This is a genomic window from Paenarthrobacter sp. DKR-5 (assembly GCF_018531425.1).
Lineage (GTDB): Bacteria > Actinomycetota > Actinomycetes > Actinomycetales > Micrococcaceae > DKR-5.
In genome coordinates this window covers 198,825-210,743 of sequence record NZ_JAHBOI010000002.1, presented here as the reverse complement: position 1 = coordinate 210,743, position 11,919 = coordinate 198,825, and the positions used below count along the sequence as shown (strand labels likewise).

Annotated in this window: 8 protein-coding genes and 1 pseudogene; 5 read left to right on the top strand and 4 right to left on the bottom strand. The window is 68.3% G+C overall.

Translation table 11 applies throughout. The annotated features are described in order from the left end of the window. Positions 1–56 precede the first annotated feature (56 nt). From KIH31_RS04340 to KIH31_RS04330, 3 genes are read left to right on the top strand one after another with little or no spacing between them, the layout of a single operon-like run. Positions 57–1,616: a circularly permuted type 2 ATP-grasp protein gene (locus KIH31_RS04340; RefSeq protein ID WP_214425860.1), complete on the top strand. Its 1,560-nt coding sequence runs from the start codon at positions 57–59 to the stop codon at positions 1,614–1,616. A 57-nt stretch (positions 1,617–1,673) separates the two neighbouring features. After that, a complete protein-coding gene (locus KIH31_RS04335; RefSeq protein WP_214425859.1) occupies positions 1,674–2,600 on the top strand; it encodes an alpha-E domain-containing protein in 927 nt (308 codons plus the stop codon). After that, positions 2,597–3,448: a transglutaminase family protein gene (locus tag KIH31_RS04330; RefSeq protein WP_214425858.1), complete on the top strand. Its 852-nt coding sequence runs from the start codon at positions 2,597–2,599 to the stop codon at positions 3,446–3,448. The genes KIH31_RS04335 and KIH31_RS04330 overlap by 4 nt, the downstream gene beginning before the upstream one ends. A gap of 121 nt (positions 3,449–3,569) precedes the next feature. Here the strand turns inward: KIH31_RS04330 and KIH31_RS04325 are convergent, their stop codons facing one another. Next, complete coding sequence (locus tag KIH31_RS04325; RefSeq protein ID WP_214425857.1) at positions 3,570–5,030, bottom strand: SDR family oxidoreductase; 1,461 nt, start codon at positions 5,028–5,030, stop codon at positions 3,570–3,572. Positions 5,031–5,125: 95 nt separating this feature from the next. Beyond that, positions 5,126–6,373 (bottom strand): annotated as a pseudogene (glgC, locus tag KIH31_RS04320) (glucose-1-phosphate adenylyltransferase); the annotation flags it as partial. A 103-nt stretch (positions 6,374–6,476) separates the two neighbouring features. Between glgC and glgA the strand changes: the two are divergent. After that, a complete protein-coding gene (gene glgA, locus KIH31_RS04315; protein WP_214425855.1) occupies positions 6,477–7,670 on the top strand; it encodes a glycogen synthase in 1,194 nt (397 codons plus the stop codon). A 79-nt stretch (positions 7,671–7,749) separates the two neighbouring features. Here the strand turns inward: glgA and KIH31_RS04310 are convergent, their stop codons facing one another. After that, positions 7,750–9,861 carry an acyl-CoA dehydrogenase gene (locus KIH31_RS04310; protein ID WP_214425854.1) on the bottom strand — a complete coding sequence of 704 codons (2,112 nt, stop codon included), beginning with the start codon at positions 9,859–9,861 and terminating at the stop codon, positions 7,750–7,752. Continuing rightward, positions 9,858–10,601: a TetR/AcrR family transcriptional regulator gene (locus tag KIH31_RS04305; RefSeq protein WP_214425853.1), complete on the bottom strand. Its 744-nt coding sequence runs from the start codon at positions 10,599–10,601 to the stop codon at positions 9,858–9,860. Before KIH31_RS04305 ends, KIH31_RS04310 begins: the two co-directional genes overlap by 4 nt. Between KIH31_RS04305 and KIH31_RS04300 the strand changes: the two genes are divergently transcribed. After that, the gene (locus tag KIH31_RS04300; protein WP_214425852.1) at positions 10,600–11,913 is read left to right on the top strand and encodes an acetyl-CoA C-acetyltransferase; all 1,314 of its coding nucleotides are present in this window, start codon (positions 10,600–10,602) and stop codon (positions 11,911–11,913) included. The two genes, KIH31_RS04305 and KIH31_RS04300, sit on opposite strands and share 2 nt — an antisense overlap. Positions 11,914–11,919: the final 6 nt, after the last annotated feature.

Here is an 11,919-nt window from a genome sequence, read left to right as displayed (position 1 = left end):
CGCCCCGGCAATCAGCCCGTGATGTAATCGGGTGGAATCAATGAAAGGCTAAGGGAATGTCAGATCTCTTCGAAGACTATTCGCTGGCTGCCGGGCGCACCCGGGCGTTCGACGAGATGTTCGCGCCGGGCCAGCTCCCGCGCCAGTCCTACCGGCAGGTAGCCAACGCCCTGGGGGAGCTGACCCTCGCCGATGTGACGGCCCGCGCGGACTCGATGGCGCGCACCTTCCTGGACCGCGGCGTCACCTTCGACTACGCCGGCGAAGAGCGGCCGTTCCCGCTGGACATCGTCCCGCGCGTGATCGCGGCGGACGAGTGGAGCGACCTCGAGCGCGGTGTCGCGCAGCGGGTCCGGGCACTCGAGGCTTTCCTCAACGACGTGTACGACAAAATGGCAGTGGTCTCCGACGGCGTCATCCCGCGCCGGCTGGTGACTTCCAGCGCGCACTTCCACCGCCAGGTCTCCGGGTTCGAACCGGCCGGCGGGGTCCGGGTCCACATTTCCGGGATCGACGTCGTGCGCGACGAATCCGGGACTTTCCGCGTGCTCGAGGACAACGTGCGGGTGCCCAGCGGTGTCAGCTACGTGCTGGAGAACCGGCGGGCGATGGCCAAGGGCCTGCCGGAAGCCTTCGGCCAGCAGCGCATCCGGCCGGTGGAGGAGTACCCGCGGCGGCTGCTCTCGGCGCTGCGCAAGACCGCGCCCTCCGGCGTGGACGATCCCACCGTCGTCGTCCTGACCCCCGGCGTCTTCAACAGCGCCTACTTCGAGCACACCCTGCTGGCCGGCCTGATGGGCGTCGAACTCGTCGAGGGCCGCGACCTGATCTGCCGCGGCAACCGCGTGTACATGCGCACAACGGCGGGGGAGCAGCGCGTGGACGTGATTTACAAGCGGATCGACGATGAGTTCCTCGATCCGCTGCAGTTCCGCTCCGACTCCATGCTCGGCTGCCCTGGGCTGGTCAACGCCGCCCGCGCCGGCGGGGTCACGATCGCCAACGCCGTCGGCAACGGCGTCGCCGACGACAAGCTGGTCTACAGCTACGTGCCGGACCTGATCCGCTATTACCTGAGCGAGGAACCGATCATCCCGAACGTGGACACGTTCCGCCTCGAGGAGAAGGAAGCCCGCGAACATGTGCTGGACCGGCTGGACGAGCTGGTGGTCAAGCCGGTTGACGGGTCCGGCGGCAAGGGCCTGGTCATCGGCCCGGATGCCAGCAAGGAGGAGCTCGAAACGCTGCGCAAACTCGTCATCGCCGACCCGCGCGGCTGGATCGCGCAGCCGGTGCTGCAGCTTTCGACGGTGCCCACGATGTCCGGCGGGAAGTTCAGCCCGCGCCACGTGGACCTGCGCCCGTTCGCGGTCAACGACGGCGACGACGTCTGGGTGCTCCCCGGGGGCCTGAGCCGGGTGGCCCTGAAGGAAGGCTCGCTAATCGTGAACTCCAGCCAGGGCGGCGGCTCGAAGGACACCTGGGTGCTCTCCGGCTCGGCGCAGGGCCCGGTGGAAAACGTCCCGAGGCCCAGCATCAATGTCCGCGAACGGGTCTCCGTGTGGCCGATCGAAAGCAACTGGCAGGATCGCCAGGCGGAACAGCAGCAGCAATGACGGCCTGTTTCACACTCTTCAAGCCACGCTTCAAAGCAACGACAGGAGGGAATCTGAGTGCTTAGCCGGATTGCCGAATCCCTTTTCTGGATCGGCCGCTATGTCGAGCGCGCCGACGGTACCGCGCGCATCCTCGACGTTCACCTCGAACGCCTGAACCACCTGCCGCAGGACGAGCAGCGCAACGTCGCGCAGGAACTGCTCGCCGTGATGGGCACGCGGCCGCAAAGCGAGGAGTTCGGGCTGAACGAGCTGCTCCAGACGCTTGCCTACGACCGGCAGAGTGCGACGTCGATCGCCGGCTCCCTGGGGGCGGCCCGCGAGAACGCCCGGCGGGCGCGCGAGACAGTCTCCTCCAGCCTCTGGGAGTGCCTGAATACGACGTACTACGGGCTCAACCAGCACCGCAAGGACGTGGTGGGCACCTACCGCTTCTGCCAGTGGGTGCTCGAGCGCACCGCGATGGTCAGCGGCCTGGCCGACACCACCGTCAGCCACGACGAGAGCTGGCTCTTCCTCGTGCTCGGCCGCAGCCTGGAGCGGGCGGACATGACCGCGCGCATGCTCTCCACCCGGGACGTGCACACGGCCGGCATGTCATGGGTGAACATGCTGCGCTGCGCCGGCGCCTACGAGTCGTTCCTGCGCACCCGCCGGGCGGCCTTCGGGGACCAGCACGCCGCCGAGTTCCTCCTGCTGGACCGGCTGTTCCCCCGCTCGATTGTCTACGCGCTCCGCGACGCCGACGAGTGCCTGGCCAAGCTGGACCCCACGGCCCAGCGCGTGGGCTTCCTCAACGATGCGCGCCGCATCGTCGGTCAGGCCCGCACGTTCCTGGAGTTCCACCGCACGGACGACCTGATGTCCGAGCTGCCCGAGCACATGGAGCGGGTCCAGAAAGCCGTGGCCCAGGCCTCGGACGCCATTTCCCGCAAGTATTTCTCCCAGGCAGCGGACCTGTCCTGGGTTGGAGAGGTGTCATGACCCGCCTGCGCATCGTGCACAAGACCGGCTACAACTACAACAAGCGGGTCACTCTCTCCTACAACGAGGCGCGCCTGACGCCGCTGACGGACCCGTACCAGGTGGTCCTCGAGACCACCGTGAAGGTGCTCCCGTCGCAGGCGGCCGTCAGCACCTACCGCGACTACTGGGGCACCCGTGTGACCGCGTTCGACATGCAGATGCCGCACGACTATCTGGACGTGACCGCTACGACGACCGTGGAGGTGCACCGCGCGGACCGGACCGTCGTCAGCGACGAGGTGGTGGACTGGGAGACGCTGCGCTCCGACGAGGTGACCGACCGTTTCAGCGACTGGTTGCCGCAGTCGCAGCTCAGTGCCCCCGGCGAAGAGGTGCTGGCCATCGCCCGCGGCATCGCGCAGGGCCGCAACCCGCATGAGACGGCCATGGCGGTGTTCGCCTGGCTCCGTGAGGAGATGGAGTACGTCAAAGGCATCACCGGCGTTCACACCAACGCCGAGGAAGCCTGGCAGGAACGCAAGGGCGTGTGCCAGGACCTGGCGCATCTTGCGGTCGGTGCGCTGCGCGGCCTGGGCATCCCGGCACGGTACATTTCCGGCTACATCCACCCGCGGTCGGAGGCCGGCATCGGCGAGGTCGTGGCCGGGCAGTCGCACGCCTGGCTGGAGTGGTGGGACGGCGAGTGGCGCAGCTGGGACCCCACCAACCACAAGCCGGCAGGGGACTTCCATGTCTCAGTGGCCCGCGGCCGCGACTACCGCGACGTGCCGCCGCTCAAGGGAATCCTTTCCGGCGGCGGCGGGTCGGCCCTGAACGTCACGGTCGAGATCACCCGCCTCGCCTAAGGCCTGCCCCGGCACCACGCGAACGGCCAGGTACGGCGGCCTTTCCTCACGGAAAGCCGCCGTACCTGGCCGTTCGTCGTGCTCCGGACAGCGGGTTTGCTCCGGATAGCGGGTTACGGCATCACCACGGGCTGGGCTTGTAGTCCTTGAGGAAGCAGCCGTACAGGTCCGTGCCCTCTTCGCCCTGGACGATCGGGTCGTAGACCCGCGCGGCGCCGTCGACCAGGTCCAGCGGGGCGTGGAAGCCTTCCTCCGCCAGGCGGACCTTCGTGTAGTGCGGGCGTTCGTCGGTGATCCAGCCCGTGTCGACCGCCGTCATCAGGATCCCGTCCGTCGTGAGCATTTCCTCGGCGCTGGTGCGGGTCATCATGTTCAGTGCCGCCTTGGCCATGTTGGTGTGCGGGTGGCCCGGGCCCTTGTAGCGGCGGCTGAACTGGCCCTCCATCGCGGAGACATTCACCACGTACTTCCGGCGGGCGGCCGAACGCGCCATGGCCGGGCGCAGCCTGCTGACCAGCAGGAAGGGCGCGGTGACGTTGCACAGCTGCACCTCAAGCATCTCAAGCGGGTCCACCTGCTCTACCGCCTGGGTCCAGCTGTTGATGGTGTCCAGATCCGGCACGAGGCCGCCGGCGTCGATCGCGGTGCCGGCCGCGATGCGCTCCAGCGAGGCCGACCCGGTGGACAGGGCCAGCGCGGTGACCTCGTCGGCGGCGAGTGCCGGGTGCCCGGAGAGCGACCCGGCGATGGCGATCGGGTGCTTGTCGTGCGCGTGGCCGAACGTCACCAGCTCCGGTCCGCCGTTTTCGGCCCGGGCGACGGCGGGCAGCGGCGCGTCCTCGGCGTCCACCAGCGGCTGGTAGGCGTTGGGGGAGCGCCGCACCGTTTGGGCGGCGTTGTTGATGAGGATGTCGAGCGGACCGGCCTCGGCCACCGAGTCGGCCAGCGCGATGACCTGGGAGGGATCGCGCAGGTCGATCCCGACGATCCGCAGCCGGTGGATCCAGTCGGCGCTGTCCTCCATGGCGGCGAACCGGCGGGCGGCGTCCTTCGGGAAGCGGGTGGTGATGGTCGTGTGCGCACCGTCGCGGAGCAGCCGCAGCGCAATGTACATGCCGATCTTGGCGCGGCCGCCGGTGAGCAGGGCCCGCTTGCCGGTCAGATCGGTCCGGGCGTCGCGCTTGGCGTGGCTGAACGCGGCGCACTCAGGGCAGAGCTGATGGTAGAAGGCGTCCACGAGCGTGTAGTGCTGCTTGCAGATGTAGCAGGCGCGGGAGCGCTGCAGGGTGCCGGCGACCGCGCCGGTGGCCGAGGAGGCGAGCTTGTTGCCGCGGGTCTCGTCGTCTATCCGGTCCGGTGCGGCGGTCGCGGTCAGGGCGATTACGGCGCGGTCCGCCGCGGCCATTTCATCCCGCTTCGTGGTGCGGCGGTGCTTCTTGACGGCCTTGAACATCTTGCCGGTGGCGCGGCGGACGGCGACGTAGTCCGGGTGGTCCTCGTCCAGGACATGGATCTCGGACAGGACCCGCAGACAGGTCTGGATATCGTCGTCGGAAAGCTCGGAACTGTTGGTGCTGCTCATGGGTGCGTGGCCGCTTCTGCTGGAGTGCTCGTGGGGGCACGAAAAAGTGCCCCCACAATGTTACCGCTCCCCGGAGCCGGGCCGCCGCGTTAGAGCTGGTCGGGCGAGAGGACTTCCTGGCCCTTGCTCAGCACTGTCAGTCCCGAGTCGGTGACCTTGAAGCCTCGGCGTCGGTCCAGGTCGTGGTCGACGCCGATCTTGGCGTTCTCCGGCACCCGGACGTTCTTGTCGATGATGGCGTTCTTCACGACAGCGCCCTTGCCGACCTGCACGTTGTCCATCAGCACGGAGCCGGTCACCTGGGCTCCGTCGTCGACGAAGACATCGGTGGACAGGACGGACTTGTCCACCGTGCCCCCGGAGATGACGACGCCGCTGGAGACGATGGAGTCGTAGGCGGTCCCGTCCGAGTGGTGCTCTCCGCGGACCATCTTGGCCGGCGGCGAGTTGGTCTGCCGGGTGTAGATCGGCCACTCGCGGTTATAGAGGTTGAAAATCGGCAACGGCGAAATCAGGTCCATGTGCGCGTCGTAGAAGGACTCGATGGTGCCCACGTCCCGCCAGTAGGTGCGGTCCCGGTCGGTGGAACCGGGGATCTCGTTCGTGGTGAAGTCGTAGACGCCGCACTCCCCGCGCTCGACGAAGTACGGCACGATGTCGCCGCCCATGTCGTGCTTGGTGTCGAGCCGTTCGGCGTCGTGGTGCAGCGCCTCCACCAGTGCATCGGCGTTGAAAACGTAGTTGCCCATCGACGCCAGGAACTGGTTGGGGTCATCGGGAAGGCCCGGCGTGGTCTGCGGCTTCTCCACAAAGGCCTTGATCCGGCCGGGTTTGTCCGGGTCCGTCTCAATGACGCCGAACTGGTTGGCCAGGTTCAGCGGCTGGCGGACGGCCGCGACGGAGGCCAGCGCCCCGGAGTCCGTGTGGGCGTTCACCATCTGGGAGAAGTCCATCCGGTACACGTGGTCCGCGCCGACGACGACGACGATGTCCGGCTGCGCGTCGTGGATCAGGTTCAGCGACTGGTAGATGGCGTTGGCGCTGCCCAGGAACCAGCTCTTGCCGACGCGCTGCTGCGCCGGCACCGACGCCACGTAGTTGCCGAGGAGGGTGGACATGCGCCAGGTTTCCGAAATGTGGCGGTCCAGGCTGTGCGACTTGTACTGCGTGAGGACGACGATCTGCAGGTAGCCGGAGTTCATGAGGTTTGAAAGTGCGAAGTCGATCAGCCGGTAGCTGCCCGCGAACGGAACCGCCGGCTTGGCCCTGTCCGCCGTCAGCGGCATCAGCCGGTTACCCTCGCCACCCGCCAGAACAATTGCCAGGACATTTCTTCGCGCCATCGTCTATACCCCTGCCCGTTACTGCTCTGCTCCCACCGGCGCCCGCACCGGTGCCGTCATGTTCACACTAGAACACAACCGTTGCAAGCACTACCTTGAAGAAATGCGTATCGACATTGTGACCAAGGAGTTTCCGCCGGAGATCTATGGGGGAGCGGGCGTGCACGTCGCCGAGCTGTCGCGGGTGCTGGCACAGCACGTGGACCTGAAGGTGCGGGCATTCGGCGCGGAGCGTCCCGCGGACTACCACGGGGCGGACGTGAGCTCGTATTCGGTGCCGGAGGACCTTGGTGCGGCGAACGCCGCGGTCCAGACGCTTGGCGTCGACCTGCGCATCCTGCCTGACCTGGCCGGGGCGGACCTGGTCCACTCGCACACCTGGTACGCGAACATGGCCGGCCATCTGGGTTCCCTGCTGCACGGCATCCCGCACGTGCTCAGTGCCCACAGCCTTGAGCCGCTGCGCCCGTGGAAGGCCGAACAGCTCAAGGGCGGCTACGCGCTCTCCTCCTGGGTGGAAAAGACCGCCTACGAGGCGGCGGCGGCGATCATTGCTGTCTCCGACGGCATGCGCAACGACATTCTCCGCTGCTACCCGGAGGTGGACCCGGCCAAGGTCAGGGTCGTGCACAACGGCATCGACGTGTCCATGTGGCAGCGCGACGAGGACGATGCCCTGGTGCGCGGGCTCGGGATCGACCCGGAGCGTCCCAGTGTCGTCTTCGTCGGCAGGAACACCCGGCAGAAGGGCGTGCCGTACCTGCTGCGCGCTGCCGAGAAGCTGCCGCCGGAGGTCCAGCTCGTGCTCTGCCTGGGTGCCGCCGACACGCCGGAACTCGCGGCCGAAACCGCCGAACTGATCGCCCGGCTGCGGGCCGAACGGGACGGCGTCGTCCTGATTGAACGCATGCTGCCCCGCAACGAGCTCATCCAGGTCCTCAGCCACGCCACCGCCTTCGCGTGCCCGTCGATCTACGAGCCGCTCGGCATCGTGAACCTGGAGGCAATGGCCTGCGGCGCCGCCGTGGTGGCCAGTGCGACCGGTGGCATTCCCGAGGTCGTGGACCACGGCACCACGGGCCTGCTGGTGCCGATCGAGCAGGTCACGGACGGCACCGGAACGCCGCTGGACCCGGACAAATTCGTCTCCGACTTCGCCGCGGCCCTGGCGGAAGTGGTGGCCGACCCGGCCCGTGCGCGCACGATGGGGCAGGCCGGCCGGCGACGGGCCGAGGAGCACTTCTCCTGGGACTCGATCGCGCAGACCACCCTGGACGTCTACCGCTCCGTGCTCTGACGACGGCAGGGCGGCCGGCGGGGCGGCCGGAAGCCGCGGCGGGTCCGGGAGCCCGCAGGTTCCCGGGCCCGCCGGCGCACTACTTCCGCTTCGCCGCGGCCTTCTTGTGGGCCAGCGCAACCTTCTCGTCCATCGGGGCGGAGCCGCTGGCGCGCATCCGCCGGTTGTAGGCCGCCGCCTCGTCCTGCCGCTCTTTCTCGGCACCGGTGGCGATGGCGGCGCGCAGGTGCTCCTGTCCGTAGCCGAAGGCGTCGACCAGGTCCAGGGTGTGCGGGCGCAGTTTCGTCAGCAGCCGGTTGATGTAGCCGCCCACTGTGCGGGCCCGCTGCATGGAGAGCCGCCCGTTCATCAGGTACCAGGCCAGGTGCTTCTCGATCAGGGACAGGCCGAACAGGTCCCGCAGCCAGGTCAACACCTTGCGTGTCCCCGGGTCCTGAACCTCCCCGAGCGCAGCGGTGAACGCTTCCCACTGCAGCAGCTCGGCGTGCGCCTGGGCCGCCTCGATGAGCTCGTGCTGGTGCTCGTTGAACACGGCAGCCGCTTTGGCCTGGGGCAGCCTCGCCGCTCCGCGGAGGGCGTTGCCGGCTTCGGCGACCATCGTGGAGACGCGGTCTGTGAGCAGGGCGCGCTGCGTGTCCTGGTCCCGGAGGGCGACGGCGGACCGGCGGCCGGCCCCGGTGTCCCGGATGACCTGGCCCACGGACCTCAGCCCGGTGCGGTGCAGGGTGAGGTCCGCGGCCTGTCCCGCGACGTAGCGGGCCAGGATGCCGAAGTCCACCTTGCGGAACTCTTTGGCGTAGTCGGCCAGCAGACGCTTGGCCACCAGCTGCAGCAGGACCGTGTTGTCCCCCTCGAAGGTGACGTACACGTCCAGGTCGGCGCGCAGCGAGGCGAACCGGTTCTCGATCAGGAATCCGGCGCCCCCGCACGCCTCCCGGCATTCCTGCAGCGTCTCGAGCGCATGCCATGTTGAAAGGGACTTCAGCGCGGCGGCCAGCGTCTCCAGGTCCTGTCGGTCCTCGTCCGTGTCGTGAACGCCGGAGAAGACGTCGTCGAACTTGCGCAGCAGCTCCTCATGCGCGAACGAAGCCGCGTAGGTGGTCGCCAGGAGCGGCAGCAGCCGGCGCTGGTGGCGCTGATAGTCCAGCAGCACCTCCTCCTCGGTGTCGGACGCCGCGTTGAACTGCCGGCGCTCCGAGGCGTATTGGAGGGCGATTTTCAACCCGACCTTGCTGGCCGCCACCGCCGCGCCGTCGAGCGAGACACGGCCCTGCACCAGGGTGCCCAGCATCGTGAAGAACCGGCGTCCAGGGCTGGCGATCGGCGAGGAGTAGGAGCCGTCCTCGGCGACGTCGCCGTAGCGGTTGAGCAGGTTGCGGCGCGGCACGCGGACGGAGGAGAAGTGCAGCCGTCCGTTGTCGATGCCGTTCAAGCCGCCCTTGACGCCGTCGTCCTCCCCGCCGATGCCCGGGAGGAACTCCTTCGTGGCGGGGTCCCGCAGCGGCACGTAGAACGCATGGACGCCGTGGTTGATGCCCTTGGTGATCAGCTGGGCGAAGACGACCGCGGCGAGCCCGTCGACGGCCGCATTGCCGATGTAGTCCTTCCAGGCGGCACGGAACGGGGTGTTCAGCACGAACTCGCCCGCGGCTTCATCGTAGGTTGCGGTGGTGGCGATGCTGGCGACGTCGGAGCCGTGGCCGGTTTCAGTCATCGCGAAGCAGCCGGGCACGTCCAGGTCCATGATGCCGGGCAGGAACCGCTCATGGTGCTCGGCTGTGCCCAGGTGCAGCACCGCGGCGCCGAAGAGGCCCCACTGCACGCCGGCCTTGATCTGCAGGGACGGATCGGCAGTGACGAGTTCCTCGAACCCTGCAATGTTGCCCCCATGGTCGTTGGTGCCGCCGACCTCCTCCGGGAAGGCCCGGTGCACCGCCTTGTTCTCGACCAGGAACTTCAGCTGCTCAAAGGTCCGCGCCCGGTGTTCGGTGTGCGTCAGTCCTTCGATCTTATGGACTTCTTCGCGGCCCGCGAGCTCGCGGGCCGCCCGCCGTACGTCCGCCCATTTGCCCAGCAACTGCTCGCCCAGGGCGGCGACGTCGACTGTGGGTGCGGGCGCGTGCTGGGCGTGCTTGCCGGCAACGGGGGCGGGCGCTGCGGGGACGTGCCGGCGGGCGGCGAGATCGGTCATGCTGTTTCCTTCGTTTGAGTCAGGGTCGGGGAGGCGGGGGCAGCGATGTCGGGGAGGATCCCGCTCGTCAGCCAGTTCGTGATCAGTCCCGCCATGGCCACATGGTCGGGTTTGGCGGGGGAGGCGGGGGTGGCGAGCCAGAGTTCGCCGGCACTGCGGACCAGCCCGATGGCGGCGGTGGGCCAGTACATGACCTGCGGCGAGTCCGCGCTGCCCAGGAGTTCACGCATGGGGACGGTGATCATCGCGGTGATCTCATCGAAGAAGTTGCCCAGGGCGTTGCCTGCCGCAGCAGCGGAACCGGCGGCGTCGGTGCTGCGGGTGACGAACACGTACACGTTCGGAGAGGTCTCGGCCATCTGCAAGTAGGCGGACACCATGGCGGAGAGACCCTGCTTGGCCGTCGTCGCACTCTTGGCGGCGGTGAGGATCTTTTCCTGCATCTGCGCTATGACGATTTCACCGACCGCCTGCTGGAGCCCGGCCTTGTCCCCGAAGTAGCGGTAGAAGACCGACTTCGACGTCCCGGCTGCGGAGGCGATGTCCTCCATCGAAACGTCGGGGCCGAGGCGGTGCACGGCACGGCGCGACTGGCTGATCAGCTCGCGGCGCCGTTCCTCGCGGTGCACCTGCCACCGAGAGGAACGCCCGTCGAGCTGCTGGGTTGCGTTCACGATACCCAGCGTATCAGGTACGCTTGGTATCGGTAATGATCTTCTACGTCGAGGAGTACTGCTCATGGCGCCCCAAGGCTCGAACCCCGCTCCGCTCCCGCTGCGCAAGGCCGTGGTGGTCGGCGGCAACCGGATCCCCTTTGCCCGTGCCGGCGGCCCCTACACGCGCAGTTCCAACCAGGACATGCTCACCGCAGCGCTCGACGGCCTGGTGGCCCGCTTCGGCCTCCAGGACGAACGGATCGGCGAGGTGGCAGCCGGTGCCGTGCTGAAGCATTCGCGCGACTTCAACCTGACCCGCGAGGCGGTCCTGGGCTCGGCGCTGGCCCATGAGACCCCCGCCTACGACCTCCAGCAGGCCTGCGCGACCGGCCTCGAGACGGTCGTAGGGCTTGCCAACAAGATCAAGCTCGGGCAGATTGACTCTGCCATTGCCGGCGGCGTGGATTCGGCGTCCGACGCGCCGATCGCGGTGAGCGAGGGACTGCGCGAAGTACTCCTGGACCTCTCCCGGGCCAGGACGGCCAAGCAGAAGCTCGCGGCGCTCTCGCGGCTGCGGCCAAAGGACCTGGCCCCCAACGCTCCGTCGACCGGTGAGCCGCGTACGGGACTGTCGATGGGCGAGCACCAGGCGCTGACCACGGCCCAGTGGAAGATCACCCGTGAGGCGCAGGACGAGCTGGCGCTGGCCAGCCATCGAAATCTTGCGGCAGCATACGACCGGGGCTTCTTCGATGACCTGCTGACGCCGTACCGCGGCCTGACCAGGGATTCGAACCTGCGCGCGGACACGTCCGCCGAGAAACTCGCGAAGCTCCAGCCCGTTTTTGGCCGGTCCCTGGGCGCGGAAGCGACCATGACCGCGGGCAACTCCACGCCGCTCACCGACGGCGCCTCGACCGTCCTGCTGGCCTCCGAAGACTGGGCCGCTGCGCACGACCTCCCGGTGCTGGCCGACGTCGTCGACGCCGAAGCAGCCGCCGTGGACTTCGTGCACGGCAAGGACGGCCTGCTGATGGCACCCGTATTCGCGGTGCCGCGCCTGCTGGAACGCAACGGCCTGACCCTGGCCGACTTCGACTTCTTCGAGATCCACGAAGCGTTCGCCGGGACCGTGCTGAGCACCCTGGCCGCCTGGGAGGATGAGGAGTTCTGCCGGACACGGCTGGGGCTCGGCGGGCCGCTGGGCAGCATCGACAGGGCAAAACTGAACGTGAACGGCTCGTCGCTGGCGGCCGGCCACCCGTTCGCCGCCACCGGCGGCCGGATCGTCGCCACACTGGCCAAGATGCTGCACGAAAAGGGCAGCGGACGCGGCCTGATCTCGGTCTGCGCCGCGGGCGGCCAGGGCGTCGTCGCCATCCTGGAAGCGCGCTGAGGGGAG

What these genes read in the sequence shown, in the direction of transcription:
- KIH31_RS04325 (WP_214425857.1), bottom strand. Translation starts at nt 5,030, where the DNA reads ATGAGCAGCACCAACAGTTCCGAGCTTTCCGACGACGATATCCAGACC.
- KIH31_RS04305 (WP_214425853.1), bottom strand. Translation starts at nt 10,601, where the DNA reads ATGAGCAGTACTCCTCGACGTAGAAGATCATTACCGATACCAAGCGTA.
- KIH31_RS04310 (WP_214425854.1), bottom strand. Translation starts at nt 9,861, where the DNA reads ATGACCGATCTCGCCGCCCGCCGGCACGTCCCCGCAGCGCCCGCCCCC.
- KIH31_RS04340 (WP_214425860.1), top strand. Translation starts at nt 57, where the DNA reads ATGTCAGATCTCTTCGAAGACTATTCGCTGGCTGCCGGGCGCACCCGG.
- glgA (WP_214425855.1), top strand. Translation starts at nt 6,477, where the DNA reads ATGCGTATCGACATTGTGACCAAGGAGTTTCCGCCGGAGATCTATGGG.
- KIH31_RS04330 (WP_214425858.1), top strand. Translation starts at nt 2,597, where the DNA reads ATGACCCGCCTGCGCATCGTGCACAAGACCGGCTACAACTACAACAAG.
- KIH31_RS04300 (WP_214425852.1), top strand. Translation starts at nt 10,600, where the DNA reads ATGGCGCCCCAAGGCTCGAACCCCGCTCCGCTCCCGCTGCGCAAGGCC.